We start from the raw sequence: 25,982 nt of genomic DNA on the forward strand, positions 1-25,982 counted from the left end.
TTGCCTCGTCTTAATCTGTGGCCACGCTAGTTCCCTGTTGAGCAGAGGTCCAGACGGCTTAATCTTCACCGCGCTGCTTCCAACGTACCATCTGGCGCATCACTCCGTGGAGCATCTGCACATCCGCATTGGTCAGCGCCATACGGCTCCATAGGTTTCGTAGATTTACCTTCATGTTTGTCGCTTTATCGGGTGGGAAAAAGAAGCCGGCTTGTTCTAGACGCTCTTCGTAATGTTCGGATAGTTTTTCGATTTCAACACCTGTCGCCCAACTGGCTTTGCCCATGTCGACCGTTTCGTGTTCGATTTCTCCAACCTGACGCTGCCATTCATAGGCGGTCAACAACACGCATTGACCCAGGTTCAACGATCCATAAGCCGGGTTCACCGGAACCGAAATAATGGCATTGGCCTTGGCTATGTCTTCATTTTCCAGTCCCGCACGTTCAGGACCAAACATCACAGCGACCTTCTCACCTGCCGTAATCTTCTCTGCAGCCAATTTCATGGCTGCTTCTGGACTGAACACTGGTTTGGTCAATCCGCGTTGCCGCGCAGTGGTTGCAAAGACAAACGAACAATCGGCGAGCGCATCAGAGACATCTGGGCTCAACCGTGCCTCATCCAGTAAGCGCCCAGCACCAGATGCCATAGCGACAGCTTTAGGGTTGGGCCAGCCATCCCGAGGCGCCACAATACGCATTCGATCCAGACCAAAGTTCCACATTGCACGCGCCGCGGCGCCAATATTTTCACCCATCTGTGGGCGCACCAATACAAAAGCAGGTTGAGGGGTCTGGCTGGGCATGTTGCTCTTTCTGAAGAATTCTCCTCGATTTAGTCCGCAATCGCCGTCAGAGCAAGATCTGGTACTATCTCTGAGTCTCAATTACCCTGCTTCATGCCCATAAAACTTGCGTATACGGCTTTATTCGCTAAACAGCCGCATGACAGCACAAGGATCAAACTCATGGATAGCCCCGAGAAACCACAGATCTACCTGATCACGCCACCGAGTTTTGAGCTGGGCCGGTTTCCCAATCAACTGGCCAGAGTGCTAGATACTGTCGACGTTGCCTGTCTCAGGTTGGATATGGCCAGCCGTGACGAGGATACCTTAAGCCGCGCTGGTGATGCCCTTCGGGAAGTCGCCCATGCTCGGGATGTAGCTATTGTAGTTTCCGACCACCAAATCCTGGCCGAGCGCCTCGGTCTTGACGGGGTCCATCTAACTGACTCGGCTCGCTCAGTGCGTGCTACCCGTAAAGCGATGGGCGCGGATGCCATCGTTGGAAGTTTTTGTGGTACCTCAAACCATGACGGCATCACAGCCGCTGAGGCCGGTGCCGACTACGTCTGTTTTGGCCCTGTGGGGATTTCGGGTCTGGGCGATGGCGGCACCGCAGAAACAGAATTGTTTCAGTGGTGGTCAGAAATGATCGAAGTTCCGATGGTTGCAGAAGGTGGTTTGACAGAAGACCTGATCCGAAACATTGCGCCTTACACAGATTTTTTCGGGATCGGTGATGAAATATGGCGTGGTGATGATCCCGTTGCAGCATTGCAGCGTTTGACCGCTGCAATGGGCTGAGACATCCGTCCTATAGAAACACCCGTTCGACAAACCAATAGGCTCCGATCACTGCAATGGTGATCGACGCCGGTATTGCAATTCTACCGCGATACTTAGGGTGAGATCTAAACCAAACACCCACAACTGCAAAGGCTATTGCAATTACGCATAACTGCCCCAGCTCGACGCCAACATTAAAGCCAACAAGTGCAGCAATAAATTGGTCCCTTGGCAATCCAAACTCACCTAAAACCGAGGCAAATCCTAGCCCGTGCAAGAGGCCAAAACCAAAGATTACCAATGGTCGCCATGGGCTCAGGTGTCTTGTAAAGATATTCTCGACCGCGACATATACTATTGACGCTGCGATGAGTGGTTCAACGATATCAGGGCTGACAGTCACCACCCCCAACATGCCCAGCGCCAGTGTGATTGTATGCGCCAGAGTAAAGGCGCTGACTTGCCAAATTAGTGGACGCAGCCGAGAACTGAGGAAGAACAACCCAAGCACAAACAAAATATGGTCTAGGCCTTTGGGCAGGATATGCTCGAAGCCTACGGGCAGATAGTCCACAAACGCTTCCAAAGGTGTCAATGCTGCCCCCCCAGTCAAAGGAATCGGTGGCGTTGTCTCACCACCTTGCAGGAACCCCGTATAGGGTTGATCAACCCCATTCTGCCGCAACACCACACTGCCTGACCCTTTCGGCCAGGTCATCGTCAAACTTCGCGCGCTGGACGGAATACTCCCATTCAGCAACAGATAGGTTGCCCTAGGAAGGTCCACATTCCCAACTTCAGGGATTACCACTTCGGTGACACTGAGCTGAATGCTGCCATTCGCGGTTAGTTCTAGTGTTTCCAGCCATTCTTCAGCAAACTGGCGCACCATTGGTTCAAGCTCAGTTTGGTCCAACGCACGCAGGCTGTCGTAATCCGTAGCCTGTGCCGCGTCATTGGTATCATTCATGCCATCCAGATTGATCCCGGCGACAAACGCCTCAATGTTTAGCCGGAGATCAAAGGCAATCTGACCATTTTCAACGCGGAAATCTGCAATAGTAGGCGTAACCTCATGGGCACGCGCCGTAGAAACGAGAGCAAACAAGGCAAGACTTGACATCAAAAACACAGATGCAAGCCTGTGGCCTATTCTCAATAAGGTCATGTCTATGTTCACTCGCCTGTACCGCCGTCTCGTCTTTGTTATTGTCGGGCTGACTTTAACTGCCCTACCCGCTCTTTCTCACGAGTTTTGGATCGAACCACAGAAATATCAAGTTGAATCAGACATGCCAGTGATCGCAGACCTGCGCAGCGGGCAGAATTTCGCGGGACCTAAGCTAGTCTACTTTGCAAGGCGCACCCATCGTTTTGACGTTACCCTGGGTGACCACAGCACCCCTTATCAGGGTCGCATGGGAGACCTTCCCGCATTGCAAATTGATCAGATGGATGATGGTCTGCTGATTATCAGCCATGAAACTGTGCCTGAAATGCTTACGTACGATACCTGGGAGAAATTTGAGACGTTTGCAGGCCACAAAGGCTTTGCTGATATAGACCAAAAACATCAATTAAGAGGCTTGCCTAGGCAAGGGTTTACCGAGTCTTACTCACGTCATGCCAAAGCATTGGTTTCAATTGGCACCGGTACTGGCAGTGACCGTTTGTTGGGCCTCGAAACCGAGTTTCTTGCATACGCCAACCCGTACACTGATGATTTAGCACAAGGCTTTATGGTTCGGCTGTTTTACCAAGGTAAAGTGCGACCACATGCACAGATTGAAGTGTATGAACGCGCCGGCGATAATGCAGTCACTGTTTCCAAACTTCATACAGACTCTCAAGGACTGGCAAACATTCCAGTAAAGCCCGGTTTCACTTATCTTGTTGATGCAGTTGTTCTGCGACCTGCAACTGATGACGTTGAACAGGTTTGGGAAACCCTTTGGGCCGCCCTAACATTTGCAGTGCCTGAATAGCGGTTGCGCCTTGCGAGCTGGATCAAAAATAGGCAGTACTGGCGTATGATACAGAACTCCAAATCAGACGAAACCAATATCCTTTGCATAGGTTCCGTGCTTTGGGACATCATCGGCCGATCGCGCATGGAAATGCGGCGCGGCTCAGATATGCCAGGCAGGATCACCCGGTTACCGGGCGGCGTCGCCATGAACATTGCGATGACCTTGGCCCGTTTTGGCCTAAAGCCTGCCCTGCTCAGCGCAATTGGCCGAGATGAAGAAGGCAACGAATTGGTCAATGCCTGCCTCCGACTTGGTTTATTGACTGACCATATCTACCGCTCAGAAGACCTGCCCACCGATCGTTACATGGCCGTAGAAGGCGCAAATGGACTGATCGCAGCTATTGCTGACGCACACTCACTTGAAGCGGCCGGCGACAAAATTCTGCGCCCCTTACGTGATGGTAGCCTTGGTTCATCGACACATCCCTACTCTGGTCTTGTAGCGTTAGATGGCAATCTGACTTTGTCTCTGCTTGACGACATCGCTGCCGCCCCAGAATTTTCCGCTGCTGATCTTCGGGTTGCTCCTGCCTCGCCAGGCAAAGCCGAACGTTTACGCCCATTCCTGAACCGAAATCGTGGAACGCTTTACGTCAACCTAGAAGAGGCCGGCTTGATGTGTCAGGCGGAATTCTCTGACAGTCTAACCGCCGCGCAGGCTATGCTCGATCGAGGCGCATCCCGTGTTCTGGTGACCGACGGCGGCAGTTCAGCCACCGAAGCGGGTCCAGACACGCCAATCACCCTTTCCCCGCCCCGCGTAACCGTCGCCCGTGTGACCGGAGCCGGAGATACCTTTATGGCCGCCCATATCGCCGCCGAGGCCCGCGGAGAAGCCCGCGAGATAGCTCTCGCATCAGCGCTTAAAGCTGCGGCTACCTATGTTTCAGGAGAACCACCACTGTGATCAACATCAAATATTCTGCCGAGGTCCAGGACGCCAGATCCAACAACACTGCAATTGTTGCGCTGGAAAGCACCATCATCACACACGGTATGCCTTATCCGCAGAACGTAGAAGTGGCTGCACAGGTTGAACAAGACATCCGCGATACTGGCGCCACACCTGCCACGATCGCTGTACTTGACGGTTGTTTGCATGTTGGTCTCGAGGCAGATCAATTGCAGTCACTGGGCCGGGCAAAAAATGTTGCCAAGCTGTCACGGGCAGATTTTGCAGCCTGCCTTGCGACTGGCGGAACCGGCGCAACCACCGTTGCGGCAACCATGATTGCGGCGAAACTTTCTGAAATCGAAGTCTTCGCAACAGGCGGCATCGGTGGCGTCCATAAAGGTGCTGAACAAACATTCGATATTTCTGCCGACCTGTTGGAGCTGGCTGCAACCCCGGTGACAGTTGTTGCAGCGGGTGCCAAAGCTATTCTGGATGTCCCTAAAACCCTTGAAGTCCTTGAGACGCATGGCGTGCCAGTCATAGTTTATGGCCAAGACAGTTTTCCGGCGTTTTGGTCCGCACAATCCGACCTTGCTGCACCGCTACGAATGGATAACGCTGTGCAGATCGCCAGTGCTCATGTTCTACGTCAGGCCATAGGATTGCCGGGTGGCCAACTGGTTGCCAACCCGATCCCAGACACCGATCAAATCGCTGCCGAAATTCTGGCACCGATCATCGCTCAAGCCCAGACAGAGGCCGACAACAAGGGTATCAGTGGTAAGTCCGTCACTCCATTCCTGTTACAGCGAATATTTGAACTGACTGAGGGCAAGTCTCTCACTGCAAACATTGCATTGGTACGTAATAATGCCCGACTAGCTTCTAATGTTGCCAAAGAACTGATCACTCTTCGCAGTTAACAGACACAGATTAGAGAGGCGCCATTGCCGCGCCTTCTCAAACTTCCTAGGTTGCACAGAACCAACAGCGAAAAGAACCATGACAACGCCATTTGACCAAGAACCCCAGCGCCGTCCGGGCCTGTTTGCCCGCCTGCGCTCATCATTTCTGACTGGGATCGTGGTGATCGCCCCGGTTGGGCTGACCATTTGGCTTTTATGGTCAGTTATGGGCTGGGTTGATAGTGTGGTGTTGCCGCTAGTTCCCTCAACAATCCTTCCGGAACAGTACATCGGTATCAATCTGCGCGGCATCGGGTTGATCATCTTTTTGTTGTTCACCATCGTCATTGGCTGGATCGCCAAAGGGATTTTGGGTCGTTCTCTGATTTCTTTCGCCGAAAGTCTGGTCCAGCGTATGCCAGTGGTGCGGTCAATCTATTCTGGAATCAAACAGATTTCGGAAACCGTATTTGCTCAGTCTGAACGCAGCTTCGAAAAAGCCTGCATCATTCAGTATCCGCGCCCTGGTATCTGGGCCATCGGTTTTGTCTCGACCACCGCCAAAGGCGAGGTATATGCGCATACCAAAACCAGTGGGAAGTTGATGAGTATTTTCATACCTACCACTCCAAACCCGACCTCTGGGTTTCTGTTGTTTCTTCCGGAAGAAGATGTGATTGAGCTGGAAATGAGTGTTGAAGATGCCGCTAAGCTGGTGATCTCAGCCGGGCTGGTCTACCCAAATTCCAAAGATCCAAGCCAACCAGCTGAAATAGCAGCGGACTAAGTTAGCTTCATATAGCGAATATCCAAAGGAAGCGGGGCAAGGCCCCGCTCCTGCACTTTTTATAGAGCGGTCCATCCGCCGTCGACACTTAGCGTCGTACCAGTAATCTGCGTTGCCGCTGAAGAGCACAAAAACGCAACCGTGCCACCTAACTGCTCTACAGTTGCAAACTCTTTGGATGGTTGCCGCGCCAACATTACCTCTTTGATGACTGTTTCGCGGTCCATGCCGTATTCCTTCATAGTGTCAGGTATCTGTGCTTCAACCAACGGAGTCAGCACATATCCTGGGCAGACAGCATTACATGTGATCGGCTCCTGTGCCGTTTCTAATGCCACAGCTTTGGTCATTCCCACGACACCATGCTTGGCCGCGACATAGGCAGATTTGTAAGGTGAGGCCGTCAGGCCATGTGCCGAAGCGACATTGACAATCCGTCCCCACCCCTTCGCACGCATCATCGGTAACGCAGCGGCAGTGGTGTGGAACACGGAGTTGAGATTGATGGCAATGATCGCATCCCACTTATCTCTTGGAAACTCATCAATCGGAGCGACATGCTGGATTCCGGCGTTATTAACCAAAATATCGCAAGAGCCGGCAGATTCTATTAGGCTGCGGCATTCCTCTCCCACAGACATATCCGCTTTGACATACTTGGCAACAACGTCAAACTCCGTTGATATGGCCTCTGCCAATGCATGGTCTTCGTCTCGCTCAGTAAGCGAGTTCAAAACCAGATCTGCGCCTGCACGCGCCAGCTCTCGTGCAACGCCTAGTCCAATTCCCGAATTGGATCCGGTGACAACAGCAGTTTTCCCTCGCAAAGACATAGATCTCTTCCCTTTTTACGATATGGCTAGGATTTGAATTTTGCACATTGTGGCATGCTGCAACTGCAAAGAAAACGCTCGTCATCTGCTGTTCTTACAATTTATCTGGCTGGCCGAACATTGTAGATATCTTTAACTTCGACTACTTGAGAAAACTCTCAATGAGCTCAAAATTTCATTGCTTGGACTTTCAAAGATGAACGGCTCACGACAACAGAAAAACGGTCAAACCAAAAAAACGCCCGCGCGAAGCGGGCGTCAAGTTATTGAGGCAGGTTTCATACAGGCAAGAAACCTATCGAGCAGTAACACTGTTATACGCAATAATCTGACGTTATCCAAGCTAAAAGTTTGAAAAGGCGTGACGGCAAGGGTAGCTTGATAATACAAGGAAATATAGGCAGAGCAGGATTGTTGCCCAAATGAGATCAAACTTTTTCTCAAAAATCGCTTCAACGCTGGCAGGTATCACCCTGCTTCTAAGCGTTAATCACGCTACGGCAGAATCAGCACATGGAATAGCCATGTACGGACAACCCGATCTACCAGAGGATTTTTCATCCCTCCCTTATGCCAATCCCAACGCACCCAAAGGCGGGCGTGTGGTGTTCGGTAATACAGGTGGCTTTGATACGCTCAACCCATTTGTACAAAAAGGTACTGCCCCTTGGCAGCTTCGGTTCTGGGGTTATGAAAGCCTGATGGGACGATCATGGGACGAACCGTTCTCGCTATATGGGCTACTTGCTGAATCAATCGAAACCCCTGACGATCGCTCATGGGTTGAATTCACCCTTCGTCCTGAAGCTCGGTTTTCCGATGGCTCACCAGTCACCGTCGACGACGTAATCTGGTCATATGAAACTTTGGGCACAGTTGGCCACCTTAGGTACCGCGGCTTTTGGTCAAAAATTGAGAGCATAACGCAAACTGGTCCTCGAAAGGTTCGGATCGTCTTCAACACTGAAGATCGAGAATTGGCCTTGATTGCAGGACTACGCCCCATCCTGAAAAAAGGACAATGGGAGGGTAAAGATTTCACAACCAGTGGCCCTAGCGAAGCCCCCATCGGTACAGGTGCCTATGTCGTCGCTGCCTCTGATCCTGGCCGCTATGTGAGCTTGCAGCGCAATCCCAACTATTGGGGGGAGAACTTACCCTTTCGGAAGGGCACACAGAACTTTGACGAAATGCGTGTTGAATTCTTTGGCGATCAAACGGTGTTGTTTGAAGCCTTCAAAGTTGGCGAATTGACGGCCGTGCGCGAATACAACGCTGGCAAATGGGACCGAGGCTATAACTTCCCCGCTGTTCAGAGTGGCGATGTAGTGAAATCCGAAATCCCTCACCAGCGCCCTTCGGGCATCACTGGTTTGGCAATGAACACCCGTCGCGCACCTTTCGACGATTGGCGGGTACGAGAAGCTCTCCTTTATGCATTCAACTTCGAATACATAAACGGCACAGTTACCGGCGGGACACAGCCTCGTATAACCTCCTACTATTCCAATTCTGCTCTCGGTATGAACCCTGGCCCAGCCAAAGGTCGTGTACGCGATCTACTAGAACCTTATGCGGATACCCTGCTGCCAGGTGCTTTGGACGGGTACAGCTTACCAATGAGCGACGGTACCGAACGCAATCGCAAGAACCTCCGTATCGCAACTAAATTGTTAAGCGAGGCAGGCTGGAAAGTCCAAGATGGAGTTTTGCAAAATTCAACTGGTGAGGCGTTCGAGTTCTCAGTTCTTTTGCGCCAGGGCGATGGCGAAATGCAGACCATCGTTGAAATGTATGCCCGTTCTCTTGAACGTTTAGGTATCATAATAACCACGGAAACGGTTGATAACGCACAATATGTCTCTAGGCAAAACGACTATGATTTTGATATGACGCGCTATCGCCGTGATCTGTCACTAAGTCCCGGTAATGAGCAGTACCTGTACTGGGGCCGTAGTGGTGTAAACCAAACCGGGACACGTAATCTAATGGGCGTAGATAGCCCCGCCGTAGAGGCTCTGATCCCTGAGATGCTAAATGCAATCAGCGCTGAGCATTTCATTTCTGCTGTTCGGGCTCTAGATCGGGCACTGACAACCGGACGGTACGTGATTCCAATCTGGCAGTTCGATAAGGGTCGTATTGCCCATGCCAAAGAGTTACAATTTCCTGATAGATTACCGCTTTATGGTGACCGTCTCGGCTTTATGCCCGATGTCTGGTGGTACGAACCAAACTGAGCCAGCTCTATCGCGTTTGGGATATGCTTACTGAATCTGCCTTTTTACTACACTGAGTATAAGGGCAGATTGTTTCACCGGTTGGTTAGGGCCCAAGCACTTTGCACTGTCCACCCTATTTCGAATAAAAACTTCACTCCAAGTCACGAAGTCAATTGCCATCCTGAATTTCAAACTTTGAGGCCTAGGCCTGTCTATATGCGTAGCTGATCGGCCTCTAAGCTAAACATTGGAACGTGATACAGCCTTCAAATTTGTGACCGTATCTTTTTTGATTAATCCTAGTTACACTAAACTGACAAAAGAACCGTTGTTGCCCGGTGGGAGGACTGGCTATGACCGTTTTGAACGCTTCCAAGGACTGGGCCAATTGCCTGCCGCGTATCCAAAACCGTTTCCCCTATTTGCAACCAAGCTTAGCACCTTCGTTGTTACAGGATCCGGAGGCGTTTGTGGTTTATCTAGCTCAGACCCATCACTTGACCCTGACGGAAGCTAAAGAAGAAGTGGAAGACTTCCTATTTGTAGAAGGGTTGCTACGCGAGGTCGAAGGCTGACCGAAGTTGTGGCTTCAAGCCAGCGAAGTGACCCAAAGGATTGTGGCGTCCTCGTCACTTGACGAGATCACGTTATGCCCCATCGCAGCGTCATAATATGCACTGTCACCACGTCGCATCTCTATTGGCTCATAGAATTCAGTATACAGCCAAACCACTCCGGTCAGAACGTACAGAAACTCTTCACCGTCGTGGCGCACCCAGCCTTCAAACTCATCCATGGACCGGGCACGTACGCGGGCCCGATAAGGCAACATCTGTTTTCTGGACAAACCATCTGCGAGTAACTCGTGCTCATAGGTCGTGGTCGCATGTGCGGCGCCTTCTCCAGTTTTGGTCACGGTTAAACGACCATTCACCTGGCCACGTTGTGGGGGGGTAAATAATTGAGGGACCGAAATCTCCAACCCTACAGCCAACTTCTTTAGTGCATCGTAAGTTGGTGACATTTGGCCATTTTCGATCTTCGACAAGGTCGAACGGGCCAGTCCCGCTTGGTTGGCGGCATGCTCCAACGTCCAGTCACGGGCTTTACGCAATTCACGTACCCTCATTCCCAAATCCAGCGGCTCAGCTTCGCTCTGGACGCCGCTGTTGCGTGCAATGGAAATTAGCGATTTTGGATCTCGTTTTGTCATACGCTCTCTATAAGCGGCCCCAAGTCAGCTTGCAACGCAGCACCACTCACGATAGCCACACCCCATGTTGTCGATTTTTGACCATGGCTCGTTCGCACCCTGCCCCGCGCCCTTTAACTTGGCCGCCCATGTATTGCGGCATGCCCCGACCGCACCGGACAAACTTGCTTTGTCCGTCCTTTCACGAACTTCGACACAGAACTGGACTTACCGGGCACTTGAAGCAGCAGTGCGCGGAACCGGAACAGGACTGCTGCAATCTGGGCTGGTCGCAGGTGATGTCCTTCTGATGAGATTGGGCAACACGGTCGAGTTCCCCATTGCCTATCTCGGAGCCATCGCAGCCGGATTGGTTCCCGTTCCAACGTCATCTCAATTGACGGCCCCCGAAACGGTCAAGATGATTGCCGACCTAGCGCCAGCGGCAATCCTGCGGGATCCCGATGTGGCTTGCGGCTCACACCCGAATCAAATCACAACCGACTCACTTCTGTCGATGCGTGACCTTCCCCCGTGCGAGTACGCTTTGGGCGACCCAGAGCGGCTAGCCTATTTAGTCTACACCTCTGGGACCAGCGGAAATCCGCGCGCCGTTGCACATGCCCACCGCGCCATTTGGGCGAGACAGATGATGATTTCAGGCTGGTATGATCTGCACTCGGATGACCTGCTGTTACATGCTGGTGCCTTTAACTGGACCTATACCTTGGGCACGGGCTTGATGGACCCATGGACCATGGGCGCAACCGCCTTAATCCCTGCGCCAGGCACAGCGATTTCTGACCTCCCCGAACTGCTGCAGGACCATCGCGCCAGCATTTTTGCTGCCGCGCCTGGCGTCTACCGCAAAATTCTACAAGGTAGTTCTCAATTGGACCTTCCAAATCTTCGCCACGGGCTTTGCGCCGGCGAAAAGCTCTCGGCTAATTTACAACAGGAATGGACCAAAGCTACAAAAACTAAGCTGTATGAGGCCTATGGGATGTCGGAATGCTCTACTTTTATTTCTTCCAGCCCAAAGCATCCCGCAAAAAACGGTGCGTTAGGGCAACCTCAGATCGGTCGTCGCGTTGCCATCGTTGATAGCGACGGTCCTGTTCCAATCGGAAACGAAGGTACAATCGCCATCCACCGGTCCGATCCGGGGCTGATGCTTGGCTATCTGAATGCACAAAACGAAACAGCTGCCCGTTACGATGGGGACTGGTTCTTGACCGGTGACCAGGGGGCAATGACTGCCGAAGGCCAGATCAGCTATCTAGGTCGCGCCGACGACATGATGAATGCCGGAGGTTTCCGCGTTTCCCCGCTAGAGGTTGAAGGTGCACTCTCTATCCATCCTGGGATCACCCAGGTAGGCGCCGCAACGGTTGAGATCAAACCCGACACCTTTGTTATCGCTGCGTTCTATACCGGTCCCAATAAGTTGAACGAGGACGACCTAAGGGGTTTTGCTAACAAGCACTTGGCCCGCTACAAACAACCCCGCGTCTACATTCATATGAACGCGTTGCCGCAGGGGGCCAATGGCAAACTGCTGCGCCGCGCCCTGCCCGCTTCCTTCAAGGTTACATCCTAACATGACCGTAAAACTCGATATTCTTTCGGATCCGATCTGCCCGTGGTGCTACATTGGCAAAGCCCATTTGGATAAAGCACTGGCTCAAATGCCAAATCATCCTTTTGCAATCGAATGGCATCCCTTCCAGTTAAATCCCGATATGCCCGCCAAAGGCATGGACCGCCGAGAATATCTCGAGACAAAATTTGGTGGACAAGATGGGGCTGTAAAAGCATACGCCCCTGTTGTCGAACACGCCCAACAGGCGGGCCTCACGATCAACTTCGAAGCGATGAAGCGGACCCCCAATACGTTGGATGCTCACCGGCTGATCCATTGGGCCGGCATTGAAGACAAACAGACACAGGCTGTGGACGCATTATTTCAGGCATATTTCGTCGATGCGCGCGACATTGGTGACTCCGAGGTACTTGGAGATATTGCCGACAGCATCGGTATGGATGCAGCAATCGTGCAAAAACTACTCTCTACCGACAACGACATCGATGATATCAAAGCACGCGACGCCCATAGCCGTGAGATGGGGGTTAGTTCTGTACCAACATTTATTGTCGACAATAAACATGCGGTCCCCGGCGCCCAACCTCCTGAGCTTTGGCTTAAGGTCATAGCCGAGATCATGGATCAGGTCGAAACTAGCAACTCATAGACCCATTTTAAAGCAACTACATTCAATACCTGAAAGGGATGCACGTCCCTTTCAGGTAACTTCAACATCAATGCACACCCATCTGTGCGACGCAGTTTCTGGATGCGCGCCAAATTCTGTGATAGCGCCAAAATTTAGCGGTTCCCAGATTGCATCCGATTTCCGGATCCTACTGAAGTGCCGCCTGAGGTAATATATGTCCAACCCAGCCGCCCATCAAATGTCCAGGGTCGAGTTTATCTCGTTGATTGCGATGATGTTTGCCACCATCGCTTTTTCCATCGATGCAATGCTGCCCGCTTTACCAGAAATTGGTGCTGCGCTCAGCGCGGATGATATCAACCGTGCGCAGCTCATTCTGACTGCTTTTGTCTTTGGTATGGGGGTCGGCACCTTTTTCACCGGCCCATTGTCTGACGCTTTTGGCCGCAAACCGGTGATTATCGCCGGAGCATCACTGTATGTTGTATCCGCTGCGGTAGCCTGGGCAAGTTCTTCTCTGGAACTACTCCTGTTTGCCCGCGTCACAATGGGTCTCGGAGCCGCTGGCCCACGCGTGGTGGCATTGGCCATCGTGCGTGATCTTTATTCTGGTCGTGAGATGGCAAAACTCATGTCAATCGCAATGATGATTTTCACTTTGGTGCCTGCTATTGCCCCCATGCTCGGGACTGTCATCATCGCCTTTGCGGGCTGGCGTGCAATCTTCATCGCCTTTGCCTTGTTTGCAATCACCATTGTGATCTGGATGGGTATTCGCCTGCCAGAGCCACTCGCACGTGAAGATCGCCGCCCGTTTCAGCTGCATTTGATGATCGGTGCCATCCGCGAGATGTTTGCCCATCCTGCGGTACGTATATCGATTTTTGTTCAGACGCTTTGTATGGCTGCACTGTTCACAATGCTTACCATGGTGCAGCCCGTGTATGACGTGATATTTGATCGCGCTGACAGCTTTCCTTTTTGGTTTGGTTTTGTTGCACTAATGTCTGGAAGCGCAAGCCTGATTAATGCTGCTGTTGTTGTTAAAGTAGGAATGCGCCGTATGGTCACCTGGTCGCTGGCGAGCCAGATCCTGTTTTCTACTGCCGTGCTGTTTCTCAGTAACACCAATCTACCGGACACATTCCAATTTGGCCTGTTCGTAGCTTGGCAAACCAGCCTGTTTTTTATGGTGGGTTTGACCTTGGGTAATCTGAATGCCATGGCGATGGAGCCCATGGGACACATCGCTGGCATGGCGGCATCGGTTATTGGTGCAATTTCAACGGTGCTTGCAGCTGTTATTGCCGCGCCAATTGGGTTGTTCTTTGATGGCTCATTGCTACCACTAACATCTGGCATTTTAACTATGATCATCGTCGCTTACTTGCTCATGTTGCATATGGGGCGCGTCGAAACACGCCTACCAGCAGAATAGCCCCTACGACCTTCTTGCCGTAGTACATTGAAAACCCTAACCTCTCCGCATTCGCGGGGAGGAACTTTGTATGAGCGACTACTATGATTTGGGCAACTATACCTGCCCCATTACCAGCACCTCCAACAGTGCTCAGCTCTGGTTTGATCGCGGCTTAATCTGGACTTATGCCTATAATCACCAAGAAGCGGTGGTCTGTTTTCAGCGGGCATTGGAACATGATCCCAACTGCGCGATGGCACACTGGGGGGTCGCCTACGCCTCTGGTCCGAATTACAATATGCCCTGGGAATTGCATGATGTTCCAGGCCGAGAGAAAGCACTAAGCGCTGCTTTTGATGCCGCACAACTGGCAATATCGCATGTGGAAGGTGTTACCAAGCCAGAGGCTGCTCTAATAAATGCTCTAGCCGCTCGTTACCCGCAGCGCGAGCTGATCGACGACATGCACGCATGGGATTTTAGTTTTGCAGATGCCATGCGCGCTGCATTTGCCGAATGCCCAGATCACCTAGATCTTCGAACAATCTATGCGGAAAGCCTACTCAACCTAACGCCATGGAAAATGTGGGATTTGAAAACCGGACAGCCTGCAGAGGGTGCCGCCACGCTTGAGACGCAAGAGGTGTTGGAATGGGCGATGAGCCATGCACCCGGAGCTATGCAACACCCAGGTCTATTGCACCTCTACGTACATTTGATGGAAATGTCGCCGTGCCCAGAAAAGGCTCTGAAAGCCGGAGACGTCCTTCGCACATTGGTTCCAGACGCCGGGCATCTGGTCCATATGCCTACTCACATTGATGTCCTGTGTGGCGATTACAAAGACGTTGTTCACTGGAACGAAAAAGCGGTTGAAGCTGATCTAAAATATTACCACCGCGAAGGCGCCTATAATATCTACACTGGATACCGCCAACATAACTATCACTTTGTCATTTATGGCGCGATGTTCCTGGGACAATACGAGCCTGCGCAGCGCGCCAATCTAGGCATGTGGGAAACGGTTCCAGAAGAAATGCTACGCATAGAAAGCCCGCCGATGGCCGACTATTTTGAAAGCTACATGGCAATGGGCCCTCATATTCTGATCCGATTTGGTCGCTGGGACGAAGCGATGGCGTTGGAGTTGCCCAAGGACCCGGATCTGTACCGCACTCTGACCGCCACAACTCACTACGCTCGCGCGATCGGATTTGCCGCGACCGGACGTGTTATTGAAGCAGAAACAGAAGAGGTTTTGTTCCAAGCTGCAAAAGCTAGGATCCCAGAAACGCGATTGATGCATAACAACCGTGTGATAGATCTAATTGAAATTGCAGCAGAAATGTTACGTGGTGAGATTGAATATCGTAAAGAAAACTATGAGATCGCTTTTGCACATTTAAGACGATCCGTCGAGTTAGATGACAACTTGCCCTACGATGAACCTTGGGGTTGGATGCAACCTACGCGTCATGCACTGGGGGCCTTACTGTTTGAACAAGGTCACGTTGCACAGGCCGAGGCTGTTTACCGTGAGGATTTAGGGCTTGGTGGCTCCTTATCACGAGCATCAATACACCCCAGCAATGTCTGGAGCCTCAAGGGACTGCATGATTGTCTTAAGGCTCGGGGAGAAACCACTGAGATCAAACATGTAAAGCACAACCTGGACCTGGCTATGGCACGTGCAGACCGGGTCGCAGCCTCATGCGCCTGCGCACAGGTTGCAATGAAGGAAAACGAATGATCAGGGCGCTTATCGTTTGTTTTGTGGGCCTCGGAAGCCCACTGGTTGCCCAACGTATCCATCTCTCTCCGGTCGACCAGGCTGAAAAAGATCCAACTCTTTCAATTTTTCGGACCCAATTGCTCACCGACATCATAGCTCGTGATACTGAGGCAGTCGTTGCGGCCTCTTGTAATCAGATTTACCTTAGCCATGGCGGCAATGGGGGCCACGATGAATTCCGGCACAATTTGACACTGCCCGAAAAAAGTCTGAGTGAAGAATACAGGTCTCAGGCTGACGCCCTGCGTGAAGCATATTGGAAAAACCTGCAAAAAACACTTCAGCAACCAGGATACTTCGCTGACAGTGCTGAATTCTGGATGCCATTTCACTGGCAAATCGATCTGCCCGACGAGATCGACATTTTTGAGGCCTATTTTGTAAACGGTCGCCATGTTGCCCTTCGGCAGTCGGCTGATAGCAAAGCGACGATCCTAGAGCAGATTTCTCATGAAGTTGTGACAATAGCTAAGTTTGACGAAAACGCTCCGTATCAACACGTGACAATTGGCGACAGTCGCAGAGGTTACATGCACAGGGATTACCTGTGGCCAATAGTCGGTTATCGGGCGTCTTTGACAAAAACTGCCAACGGAGACTGGCAGCTCTGCTCGTTCGTTGCAGGGGATTGATGCTCCACCGTTAAGCGGTCTTTTTCTTCTTTTTGGCAGCAACCACTTTTTCAGCGAGGTCACGGGCAATTGCAAAGGCGCCCTTGATTTTGTCACCATCACTGCGCCAGTCGCGGCTTACAACTATTTTGTTGTCCCGTACTTTGGCTTGCCCATCCTGGGCCTGAATAAATTCGACCAACCCTGTAGGTGAAGCAAACTTATCGTTGTGAAACTGAATGGTCGCCCCCTTTGGACCGCCATCAAGTTTCGCAATTCCAGCCCGCTTACACATCGCTTTGATCCGTACAACCAACATCAATGTATTGACCTCTTTGGGTAATTTTCCAAAGCGATCAATAAGCTCGGCAGCAAACCCTTCGAGTTCTACTTTGGTGGTGAGTGATGACAAACGTCGATACAGGCCCAGTCGAACATCCAGGTCAGGTACATACTTTTCTGGGATCAGGACTGGAACACCTAGGTTAATCTGCGGTGCCCACTGGTCATCGCTCTCAGTCAGCCCTTCCATCTGTCCTGACCGGATTTTGCTGATCGCTTCTTCCAACATGGATTGGTACAACTCATACCCGACGTCGCGCATCTGGCCCGATTGCTCTTCACCCAAAAGATTTCCTGCGCCCCTGATATCGAGATCTTGCGAGGCAAGGGTAAAGCCGGCGCCCAACGTATCCAAGGACCCCAAAACCCTCAGCCGTTTTTCTGCAGCGGGTGTCAGTTTGGTTCTGGGTTTGGTGGTCAAATAGGCATAAGCGCGGGTTTTGGAACGCCCCACCCGTCCACGGATTTGGTACAGCTGCGATAGACCGAACATATCAGCCCGATGCACCACCATTGTATTTGCGGTAGGAATATCCAGCCCACTTTCGACGATGGTTGTGGCAAGCAGAACATCGTATTTTCCATCATAGAAGGCATTCATGCGCTCATCCAAGTCACCTGCTGCCAACTGACCATGGGCGATCACATAGGTGAGCTCGGGCATTTGGTCTTTCAGGAAGGCTTCGATATCCGGAAGATCGCTGACGCGTGGCACCACGTAAAAGCTTTGCCCACCACGGTAATGTTCGCGGAGCAAAGCTTCGCGGATGGTGACAGTATCAAATTCGCTCACATAGGTTCGTATCGCCAATCTGTCGACCGGCGGCGTCCCGATGATAGACAGGTCCCGCACCCCTGAAAGTGACAATTGAAGGGTGCGCGGGATTGGTGTTGCCGTTAGTGTCAGCACATGAATATCACTACGCATCTGCTTCAATTGTTCTTTGTGACCAACGCCAAAGTGTTGTTCTTCGTCGATGATTAAAAGACCAAGGTCTTTAAACCGGATGCTCTTTGCCAAGAGCGCATGGGTGCCAACGACAATATCTACTGTGCCACGCGAAATTCCATCTCGAGTAGCCTGAGCGTCTTTTGCTGTAACAAATCTCGATAACTGCCTGACCTCAAGAGGAAACCCCCGAAATCTTTCAGCAAAACTTGCGTAGTGTTGCCGCGCCAGCAACGTCGTTGGCGCAACAATTGCAACCTGCACACCCGACATTGCAGCAACAAATGCTGCGCGCATAGCCACCTCGGTTTTGCCAAATCCAACGTCACCACAAATCAGTCTGTCCATCGGGCGACCCGAGGTCAGATCATCAATGACATCCCCAATAGAACGCAATTGATCATCGGTTTCCTGATATGGGAACCGCGCAGAAAATGCGTCCCAGCTGCCAGGTGGCGGATCAAGTACGGGTGCGCGACGCAGGGCGCGTTCAGCGGCCACCCGGATCAACCGGTCAGCTACTTCGCGGATACGTTCCTTCAGCTTGGCTTTTTTAGATTGCCAGGCACCACCGCCCAGCCTGTCCAACAAACCTTCGTCGTGACCGTACTTTGACAACAGCTCGATGTTTTCAACCGGCAGGTACAGTTTGGCGGCTTCTGCGTATTGAAGAAGGATGCATTCATGTGCAGCGCCAGCCGCAGTTACAACTTCCAGTCCAAGGAAACGACCAATACCATGGTCAACATGCACTACCAGATCACCCGGACTAAGGGACTGAGTTTCTGTCAGAAAGTTTTCTGCCTTGCGCCGTTTACGCGGCGCCCGGATTAATCTATCGCCCAAGACATCCTGTTCAGAAATGACCGTCATGTCCTGGGTCGTAAACCCATGTTCCAGCGCCCATACGGCCAGATGCAACCCGGATTTCCCAATCCGAGTGCCATTCATTACAGGGATAACTTCAGCAAGTCCTTCATCCTCGATTAACCCAGTCAATCGTTCCCGCGCACCTTCGGAATAAGATGCAACCACAACTGGTCCTTCAATCAGCCGCGCCCGAATATGGTCAGCCAAAGCGCCAAAAAGACTGATACTTTCTTGCTGTCGTTCTAGAGAGAAGTTCCGGCCTATTCGACCACCAGCATCTAGGACACCCGGCCCAGTGGCCTGCGGGAGCGGATGCAATTGGATCACCCGCTGGTCAGAAATAACCTTCTCCCAAGTGGTGTCATCCAAATATAGCAATTCCGGCGGGGTTGGTTTGTAAACAGTATCGATCCGACCTTTGGCCTGCATCGCAATTTTTCGATTTTCATACTGATCTTCAATAGTTTCCCAGCGGGCTAACCGGGCTGGCGTCACCTGATCGTCCAGTGTCACTGTTGCCTTTGGCAAATAATCAAAGAGAGTTTCCATCTTTTCGTGAAAGAACGGCAACCAATGCTCAATGCCCTGATGCTTACGCCCTGCACTCACAGCCTCATACAGCGGGTCATCTGTTCCAGCAGCGCCAAATTCTATCCGGTAGTTTTGTCTGAACCGGGTGATCGCCGCTTCATCAAGGATCACTTCGGAGACCGGAGCCAGTTCAATCAGATCCAGTTTTTCAATGGTCCGCTGATTAACCGGATCAAAGCGACGCGCGCCATCCAACACATCTCCAAACAAATCCAGCCGTACCGGGCCAGTTTGACCTGGAGGGAAGATATCGATGATACCACCTCGGATTGCATAGTCTCCCGGTTCCATCACTGTTGGGCTTTGAGTAAACCCCATCCGAACCAGAAAATTACGTAATGCCGTTTCATCAATACGTTTGTTCACCTGTGCCGAAAACGCAGCTTCGCGCAGCACGGTGCGAGCCGGCACCCGCTGGGTCGCTGCGTTCAATGTTGTCAAAAGTATAAATTCGCTCGGCATTTGGTGAACCAACGCCGCCAAAGTAGCCATTCTCGCAGCTGCAATATCAGCATTAGGCGATACCCGGTCGTATGGCAGACAGTCCCAACCAGGAAACACAAACACCGGCATTTCTGGGGCAAAAAATGCAAGCGCTGCCCGCATCGCCTCCATACGTTTGTCATCACGTGCCACATGGAGCACGGGTTCGCCAGATTTGCTCACCTCTTTGAGGATCAACTGGGCGTCAAACCCTTCTGGCGCACCGCCCATGGTGATAACACGCTGCGCCATTGTGCGCTTCTCCTCTTGCATGGCCTGCTACCCTAGGAAGCCAAGTTGTAGGTTTTGATACATGCCCCACATCGCAGTAACAAAGATCGAGACTGTGCCAATCATCTGAATATACAGCCTGCACCGAACCAGAACCTGTTGTAACTCTGTTCCCGAAATGCCGTCCCGTACAATTCGCCCCGCAGTTGCTCGGGTAAGAACACCAACCAGACTCAATGGGAAAGCCAGCAAAAAGGCCGCCTGAGCAAATTCTACATGGTAGAAAAATCCCAACACCAGCAATCCGGACAAGACAAAACAAACCAGAGCTAGCAACCAAGCACCAGACACCTGCATAATGTATATAAGACGGTTTACATTGCCTCGAACCACATCTTCCAAATCCTGTTCGGCCTGACCACCATGCCGCTTGGCGCGATAGACCATATCAATTGGAACCCCAAGTACCCAGTGGCTGGCAGACGACCACATGACCGCAAGGGCAATCCAGAACCAAAGATTGGAAAACGACCGCAGGTCAATCAGCTCAACCAAAGTATCAACTAAATCCAAGGCTGCGCTCCCTACGCCACGCTAAGTCAAGTGTTGGCATGTATCCACTGCCCCGCCCGCCTGCACAAGGTCTGGTCTCAATATTCCGAAGATCGCGACGATTGTGCACTTGTTAACCCTCAGTAATCCATGCCACCCAGTTTGATAGTATTCTAAGGAGATATCCATGACGCCGACTGTTGCCAGCTTTCCCGCCGCCCGCCTTCGCCGCACCCGGTCAACTCCGGCGATCCGGGATTTGGTCCGCGAGAACAGTCTTGGCTCAAGCGATCTGATTTGGCCGGTCTTCGTTCGCGATGGCAACGGTATTGAGGAGCCTATTCCTTCAATGCCAGGTGTTGTCCGGCGCTCTGTCGACAAGATTGCAGAGGCTGCAGTCGAAGCCCAAGCGTTGGGTATCCCCGCCATTTGTTTGTTCCCGTATACCGACGCCAGCCTCAAAACCGAAGATTGCGTAGAGGCCTGGAATCCAGACAACCTGACCAACCAGGCCGTTCGTGCGATCAAGGCGGCAGCTCCAGACATCGCAGTAATGACCGATGTGGCACTTGATCCTTACAACATTAACGGCCACGACGGATTTGTCGTAGACGGCGAAATCGTCAATGACGCGACTGTCGAGGCACTGGTAAAGATGACACTAGCCCAGGCTGAAGCTGGCGCCGATATCATTGGTCCTTCGGACATGATGGACGGCCGAATTTCTGCAATGCGTAACGCTCTAGAGCAGGCTGGCCATTCCAATGTGATGATCTTGTCATATTCTGCAAAATACGCGTCGGGGTATTATGGCCCTTTTCGTGATGCGGTTGGCGCTTCGGGTGCACTGAATGGAGATAAGAAAACCTATCAAATGGACCCGGCCAACGGTGATGAGGCCATACGGCTGGTACAGCGAGACCTTAGCGAAGGTGCGGATATGGTTATGATTAAGCCTGGTATCGCCTATCTCGACATATGCCACCGCGTTAAATCCACATTTGGCGCCCCCACATATGCTTACCAAGTATCCGGCGAGTACGCGATGATCCAAGCCGCTGCACAAAACGGTTGGATCAACGGCGAACAGGTGATGCTGGAAAGTCTGATGGCATTCAAACGCGCCGGGTGTGATGGCATTTTGACTTACTTCGCGCCAGAAGTCGCTCGCCTGCTGAATAGGTAATTCACCAGGTCAGCGCATTCGGCTGGCTTCCAGCAAGAAGCCGCGCATAATAGCGCGCTCCTAGATGACATATGGCGGTTTTAAGCTTATAAACAATGACAGAGCCGGAAAACCGGCCTTTATCGAGCAACTACAGGCAGTGACACTCATGACTAGAAATTCTTCTTCCCGGCTGACCCGACGTGGTTTTGCCCTAGGCGCCTTAGCGACGACCGGTGTGACCGCAGCCTGCGGCAATGGCGTTGGCAGCAGCGGCGCAGCAACTATTGATGCTCGCGTAAATGCAACTCTTAGCCAGATGTATAGCCTTTACCCAAACACCAGAACGTTGTCCGACAATTCAACCGGTATGTTGATTATGCCATTGGTGACCGAAGCTGGTTTCATTGTTGGTGGTGGATATGGCCGGGGCTCACTGCGCATTGATGGTGCAACTGTTGATTATTATTCTACCGTCAAAGGTAATGCGGGTCTGCAGATTGGCGTGCAGCAATATGCGCATGTTCTGTTCTTCATGACTGAGGACGCCCTAAGCACTTTTCGCCGCTCGACAGGTTGGACTGCAGGCGCTGATATCGGTTATGTCGTCAAAGATAAGGGTGAAACATTGACCACCGACACCAATACGCTGACCTCACCTATTTTGGCAGCAGTGTTTGGACAAGCGGGCCTTCAAATCGGAGCCTCGCTCGAAGGATCAAAGTACACCCGCATCATTCCTTGATCGACACCAACCCTCACAACAAAGCGCACTGAAACAGGTGCGCTTTGTTTTTGGTCATCATTGATTGGCTGTGATGGCGATCAACTCAGCATACGTAGTCTCTTCAGCAGACTAGACGTATCCCAACGACCGCCACCCTTGTTTTGTACGTCCTTGTAGAACTGATCAACGATGGCAGTCACTGGTAAGCTGGCCCCTGTTTCATCCGCAGCATCCAGACAAATCCCCAGATCCTTCCGCATCCAGTCCACTGCAAAACCGTGATCAAAGTTGTCGTCAATCATGGTTTCGAAACGGTTGGCCATTTGCCAACTTCCCGCTGCACCTTGACTGATCACTTCTACCACTGCTCTGCCGTCCAGCTCTGCTTTTTCCGCAAAGTGCAAAGCCTCGCTTAGCCCTTGTACCAACCCCGCAATTGCGATCTGGTTGCACATCTTGGTCATCTGTCCTGCACCACTGTTACCAATGCGGCGACAAATACGTGAATACGCATCAATTACTGGTGCTGCGCGCTCAAAGGCATCTTCATCGCCACCACACATAACCGACAAGACAGCATTTTCAGCCCCGGCCTGACCACCCGAGATTGGCGCATCCACAAATGATATTCCGAGTCCTTCGGCAGCCGCATAGAGTTCACGCGTCACTTTTGCTGATACGGTAGTATGATCAACAAACACACTCCCCTTCTGCATGCCAACAAACGCCCCATCTTTGCCTTGGCAAACCGCCCGCAAATCATCATCGTTGCCGACACAAGACATCACGAAGTCTGCCCCCTGCACTGCCTCACGCGGAGTGACTGCCCAACCGCCGCCGTACTGCTCGGACCAAGCCTCAGCTTTAGATGTGGTCCGGTTGTAAACCGTTACTTGATGCCCGGCGTTCTGAAGGTGTCCAGCCATCGGGTAACCCATTACGCCCAAACCTAAGAATGCTATTTTTGCCATCTGCTTTCCCCTCAACCAGACTTCGCCTATGTTGGCGCGACCCTAACATCCGCGTCGAAAGGTTCAATCACCTTCGACCGAAATTGAATTGTACTGAAGGAACAGACCATCCATGGGACTCCTTTTCCGCTGGCTCATGAGAATGACCACAGCATTACTTGTCTTGATGGTTTTGGGGCTCGGGCTTGCATATTTTCTAGCGTCGCAATCCCTCCCAGACTATGACAAAGACATTGCCCTGCCAGGGCTTTCGGCGCCTGTCGAAATTGTCCGCGACAATGCAAATGTTCCCCATATATTCGGAAGCTTCGGCGCTAGCGACGAAGATGTTTACTTTGGCCTTGGTTACGCTCATGCACAGGACCGGCTCTGGCAAATGACTATGCTTCGCCGTACCGTACAGGGTCGGCTATCCGAAGTATTTGGCAGCCGAACAGTGGAGACTGATAGCTTATTGCGTCGTCTTGACCTGTATCGACTGGCTCAACAGTCGGTCAGCGCTCAAGATCAGGGGACGCTGGCCGCCCTCACTGCTTACTCTGCAGGTGTCAATGCACGCCTTGGTGAGATCAACGACAGCGCCCTTGGTCGAGGTGCACCAGAAATGTTTGTTTTCAACGCTCCCATCGCCCCTTGGCAGCCAGCTGACAGTATTGCGGTGATGAAACTTATGGCTCTGAAGTTATCCGGGCAGCTTCAAGACGAAGTCCTCCGTGCCAGGACTATGCTGATGCTGGACGATCCAGAACGCCTGCTCGATATTCTTCCAGATGCTCCAGGCACCGGCGTCGCTGCCTTACCAGAATATGCCCAGTTGTTCCCAGACCTAAAACGCTACGCCGAGACAGAGTCGATGCCACAGGCTGCAATGTCCCCTTTTGCGCCCCGCGGTTTGGCTGGGGCCTCAAATGTCTGGGCTGCTGCTCGCGCCAGGTCTGCTTCGGGTGGTACTTTGCTGGCCAACGATCCACATATGGGACTGAGCGCTCCTACCCTGTGGTATTTGGCACGTATGGAACTTGCTACGGGAGGAGTTATTGGCGCGACCTTACCCGGCATTCCAGCTGTGATTGTCGGCCGGTCGGATCAGTTAGGTTGGGGTGTTACCTCGTCTTATGTTGATGACCAGGATATTTTCATTGAAAAGCTCAACCCTAAGAACCCCGAGGAATACCTAACCCCGAATGGCTATAAACGATTTACGTCTCGACCTTCGATCATTCAAATTAAAGGTTCGCAGCCCATCACACTCATCCTGAGATGGAGTGAGAACGGCCCAGTTTTACCCGGCTCCCTTTATGGTTTGTCTGCTGTGACACCTTCTGGACATGTTGCCAGCCTTGCATGGACAGCTCTAAGCGATACCGATACCTCCATGAGCGCTGCAATTTCGCTAATGCGAAGCCAAAATGTGCAAGACGCATTGGTATCAGGGGGGAACTTCATTGCACCACCGCAAAACCTTGTTTTGGCGGATCAAGAAACCATTGCAATGAAAACCATTGGTTCTGTGCCGCAACGCAATGCCCGTAATCAAAGCCAAGGACGCCTGCCAAATCAAGGCTGGCGTCGTGAAAACCGTTGGCAGGGGAGATCGCCCTATGCTGCAAATCCGCAATTTGTTAGCCCGCTTGGTGGCATATTGGGCAACACAAACAACAAACTCCTTGAACGCCCTTTTCCCAATCACGTGTCATATAACTGGGGTGACACACAGCGTATCCATCGCTGGCAAAAGCTGATGCAGACACGCCAAGTTCATACTCGGGATAGCTTCATCGAAGCACAGCTAGACACAGTTTCCTACACTGCTCGCTCCCTACTTCCTCTCATTGGTGCAGATCTCTGGTTCACGTCCAACGCCGCTACCGAGGGTACACTAGCACGTCAACAGCAGACCGCATTAAGTCTGCTGTCCGAGTGGAACGGCGAAATGAACGAGCACCTTCCAGAGCCGCTTATTTATGCGGCCTGGCTTAGGGCCCTTCAAGCGCGGTTAATCGTTGATGAATTAGGACCTCTGGCCAGCGAATTCAAACATGTGGAACCGCTGTTTATTGAACGCGTATTTCGAGATGTTGATGGCGCATCTGCCTGGTGTGATATTCGCCAAAGCGCACCCAAAGAAAGCTGCACTGATATGGCCCGAATGGCGCTAGACGATGCCTTGGTTTGGATTAACGAACGTTACGGGCCAGCGCTTGAGTCTCTAAGATGGGGTGATGCTCATCAGGCAACACATGACCACGAGGTCTTGGGAGACGTTCCCCTACTTCGATTCTTCGTAAACATCCGTCAATCCACAAGTGGTGGCGACAACACCCTTCAACGTGGTCTGAGTTCAGGCGAAGATCCCAATCCCTTTCAGAATGTTCATTCAGCTGGCTATCGTGGAGTCTATGATTTCTCAGACCCGGACAGTTCAGTCTTCATAACCTCAACTGGGCAATCGGGTCACTTCCTGTCTCGTTTCTATGATGACATGGCGCAGTTGTGGCGGAGGGGTGAGTATATTCCAATGTCACTTGATGTAGATCTAGCGCGCGCTGCAGCGGTTGGAATTACACGAATTCAGCCGTTACAGAAATGACCGTGCTGCCCATCA

Annotated in this window: 22 protein-coding genes; 15 read left to right on the forward strand and 7 right to left on the reverse strand. The window is 51.9% G+C overall.

What is annotated here, in order from left to right; all coding sequences use genetic code 11:
- Window positions 1-58: 58 nt before the first annotated feature.
- On the reverse strand, window positions 59-808 hold the full coding sequence (locus FEE96_RS10825) for an RNA methyltransferase (RefSeq protein WP_138163067.1): 750 nt from the start codon (window positions 806-808) through the stop codon (window positions 59-61).
- A 162-nt stretch (window positions 809-970) separates the two neighbouring features.
- Between FEE96_RS10825 and FEE96_RS10830 the strand changes: the two genes are divergently transcribed.
- The gene (locus FEE96_RS10830; protein ID WP_138163068.1) at window positions 971-1,591 is read left to right on the forward strand and encodes a thiamine phosphate synthase; all 621 of its coding nucleotides are present in this window, start codon (window positions 971-973) and stop codon (window positions 1,589-1,591) included.
- Window positions 1,592-1,601: 10 nt separating this feature from the next.
- Here FEE96_RS10830 and FEE96_RS10835 read toward each other — a convergent pair whose 3' ends face one another.
- Window positions 1,602-2,696: a HupE/UreJ family protein gene (locus FEE96_RS10835; RefSeq protein WP_246079405.1), complete on the reverse strand. Its 1,095-nt coding sequence runs from the start codon at window positions 2,694-2,696 to the stop codon at window positions 1,602-1,604.
- A gap of 49 nt (window positions 2,697-2,745) precedes the next feature.
- On the opposite strand from FEE96_RS10835, the gene FEE96_RS10840 reads away from it, so the two are divergent.
- The 4 genes from FEE96_RS10840 (at window position 2,746) to FEE96_RS10855 (ending at window position 6,192) form a co-directional block, all read left to right on the forward strand.
- On the forward strand, window positions 2,746-3,558 hold the full coding sequence (locus tag FEE96_RS10840; RefSeq protein ID WP_138163070.1) for a DUF4198 domain-containing protein: 813 nt from the start codon (window positions 2,746-2,748) through the stop codon (window positions 3,556-3,558).
- A 45-nt stretch (window positions 3,559-3,603) separates the two neighbouring features.
- Window positions 3,604-4,512 (forward strand): PfkB family carbohydrate kinase, encoded by a 909-nt coding sequence (locus tag FEE96_RS10845; RefSeq protein WP_138163071.1) that lies wholly within the window; start codon window positions 3,604-3,606, stop codon window positions 4,510-4,512.
- On the forward strand, window positions 4,509-5,423 hold the full coding sequence (locus tag FEE96_RS10850; protein ID WP_138163072.1) for a pseudouridine-5'-phosphate glycosidase: 915 nt from the start codon (window positions 4,509-4,511) through the stop codon (window positions 5,421-5,423). The genes FEE96_RS10845 and FEE96_RS10850 overlap by 4 nt, the downstream gene beginning before the upstream one ends.
- A gap of 79 nt (window positions 5,424-5,502) precedes the next feature.
- Window positions 5,503-6,192: a DUF502 domain-containing protein gene (locus tag FEE96_RS10855; RefSeq protein WP_138163073.1), complete on the forward strand. Its 690-nt coding sequence runs from the start codon at window positions 5,503-5,505 to the stop codon at window positions 6,190-6,192.
- A gap of 59 nt (window positions 6,193-6,251) precedes the next feature.
- Here FEE96_RS10855 and FEE96_RS10860 read toward each other — a convergent pair whose 3' ends face one another.
- Window positions 6,252-7,025: a 3-hydroxybutyrate dehydrogenase gene (locus tag FEE96_RS10860; protein ID WP_138163074.1), complete on the reverse strand. Its 774-nt coding sequence runs from the start codon at window positions 7,023-7,025 to the stop codon at window positions 6,252-6,254.
- Window positions 7,026-7,447: 422 nt separating this feature from the next.
- On the opposite strand from FEE96_RS10860, the gene FEE96_RS10865 reads away from it, so the two are divergent.
- Window positions 7,448-9,265 carry an extracellular solute-binding protein gene (locus tag FEE96_RS10865; protein ID WP_138163075.1) on the forward strand — a complete coding sequence of 606 codons (1,818 nt, stop codon included), beginning with the start codon at window positions 7,448-7,450 and terminating at the stop codon, window positions 9,263-9,265.
- Window positions 9,266-9,600: 335 nt separating this feature from the next.
- Window positions 9,601-9,822, forward strand: a complete 222-nt coding sequence (locus FEE96_RS10870) for a hypothetical protein (RefSeq protein WP_138163076.1) — start codon at window positions 9,601-9,603, stop codon at window positions 9,820-9,822.
- A 14-nt stretch (window positions 9,823-9,836) separates the two neighbouring features.
- Here the strand turns inward: FEE96_RS10870 and FEE96_RS10875 are convergent, their stop codons facing one another.
- On the reverse strand, window positions 9,837-10,460 hold the full coding sequence (locus tag FEE96_RS10875) for a helix-turn-helix domain-containing protein (RefSeq protein ID WP_138163077.1): 624 nt from the start codon (window positions 10,458-10,460) through the stop codon (window positions 9,837-9,839).
- Between the two features lie 64 nt (window positions 10,461-10,524).
- Between FEE96_RS10875 and FEE96_RS10880 the strand changes: the two genes are divergently transcribed.
- The 5 genes from FEE96_RS10880 to FEE96_RS10900 all read left to right on the forward strand — a co-directional run bounded on the left by FEE96_RS10880 (window position 10,525) and on the right by FEE96_RS10900 (window position 16,517).
- Window positions 10,525-12,039, forward strand: coding sequence for a class I adenylate-forming enzyme family protein (locus tag FEE96_RS10880; protein WP_138163078.1), 1,515 nt, complete (start codon window positions 10,525-10,527; stop codon window positions 12,037-12,039).
- Window position 12,040: 1 nt separating this feature from the next.
- Window positions 12,041-12,691 carry a DsbA family oxidoreductase gene (locus FEE96_RS10885; protein ID WP_138163079.1) on the forward strand — a complete coding sequence of 217 codons (651 nt, stop codon included), beginning with the start codon at window positions 12,041-12,043 and terminating at the stop codon, window positions 12,689-12,691.
- Between the two features lie 196 nt (window positions 12,692-12,887).
- Window positions 12,888-14,111 carry a multidrug effflux MFS transporter gene (locus FEE96_RS10890; RefSeq protein ID WP_246079407.1) on the forward strand — a complete coding sequence of 408 codons (1,224 nt, stop codon included), beginning with the start codon at window positions 12,888-12,890 and terminating at the stop codon, window positions 14,109-14,111.
- Between the two features lie 70 nt (window positions 14,112-14,181).
- Window positions 14,182-15,843, forward strand: coding sequence for a tetratricopeptide repeat protein (locus FEE96_RS10895; protein ID WP_138163080.1), 1,662 nt, complete (start codon window positions 14,182-14,184; stop codon window positions 15,841-15,843).
- Window positions 15,840-16,517, forward strand: coding sequence for an SH3 domain-containing protein (locus FEE96_RS10900; protein WP_138163081.1), 678 nt, complete (start codon window positions 15,840-15,842; stop codon window positions 16,515-16,517). The genes FEE96_RS10895 and FEE96_RS10900 overlap by 4 nt, the downstream gene beginning before the upstream one ends.
- Window positions 16,518-16,527: 10 nt before the next feature.
- On the opposite strand, the gene mfd is transcribed toward FEE96_RS10900, so the two are convergent.
- Together mfd and FEE96_RS10910 are read right to left on the reverse strand one after the other, a co-directional pair.
- Window positions 16,528-19,983: a transcription-repair coupling factor gene (mfd, locus tag FEE96_RS10905; RefSeq protein WP_138163082.1), complete on the reverse strand. Its 3,456-nt coding sequence runs from the start codon at window positions 19,981-19,983 to the stop codon at window positions 16,528-16,530.
- A gap of 27 nt (window positions 19,984-20,010) precedes the next feature.
- Window positions 20,011-20,535, reverse strand: coding sequence for a component of SufBCD complex (locus tag FEE96_RS10910; protein WP_138163083.1), 525 nt, complete (start codon window positions 20,533-20,535; stop codon window positions 20,011-20,013).
- 166 nt (window positions 20,536-20,701) lie between these two features.
- On the opposite strand from FEE96_RS10910, the gene hemB reads away from it, so the two are divergent.
- Window positions 20,702-21,700 (forward strand): porphobilinogen synthase, encoded by a 999-nt coding sequence (gene hemB, locus FEE96_RS10915; protein WP_138163084.1) that lies wholly within the window; start codon window positions 20,702-20,704, stop codon window positions 21,698-21,700.
- A 148-nt stretch (window positions 21,701-21,848) separates the two neighbouring features.
- Complete coding sequence (locus tag FEE96_RS10920; RefSeq protein WP_138163085.1) at window positions 21,849-22,424, forward strand: lipid-binding SYLF domain-containing protein; 576 nt, start codon at window positions 21,849-21,851, stop codon at window positions 22,422-22,424.
- Window positions 22,425-22,504: 80 nt separating this feature from the next.
- Here FEE96_RS10920 and FEE96_RS10925 read toward each other — a convergent pair whose 3' ends face one another.
- A complete protein-coding gene (locus FEE96_RS10925; protein ID WP_138163086.1) occupies window positions 22,505-23,377 on the reverse strand; it encodes an NAD(P)-dependent oxidoreductase in 873 nt (290 codons plus the stop codon).
- 112 nt (window positions 23,378-23,489) lie between these two features.
- On the opposite strand from FEE96_RS10925, the gene FEE96_RS10930 reads away from it, so the two are divergent.
- A complete protein-coding gene (locus FEE96_RS10930; RefSeq protein ID WP_138163087.1) occupies window positions 23,490-25,967 on the forward strand; it encodes a penicillin acylase family protein in 2,478 nt (825 codons plus the stop codon).
- Window positions 25,968-25,982 lie beyond the last annotated feature (15 nt).

It is taken from the genome of Parasedimentitalea maritima (assembly GCF_005771405.1).
In the GTDB taxonomy this organism is placed as follows: domain Bacteria; phylum Pseudomonadota; class Alphaproteobacteria; order Rhodobacterales; family Rhodobacteraceae; genus Parasedimentitalea; species Parasedimentitalea maritima.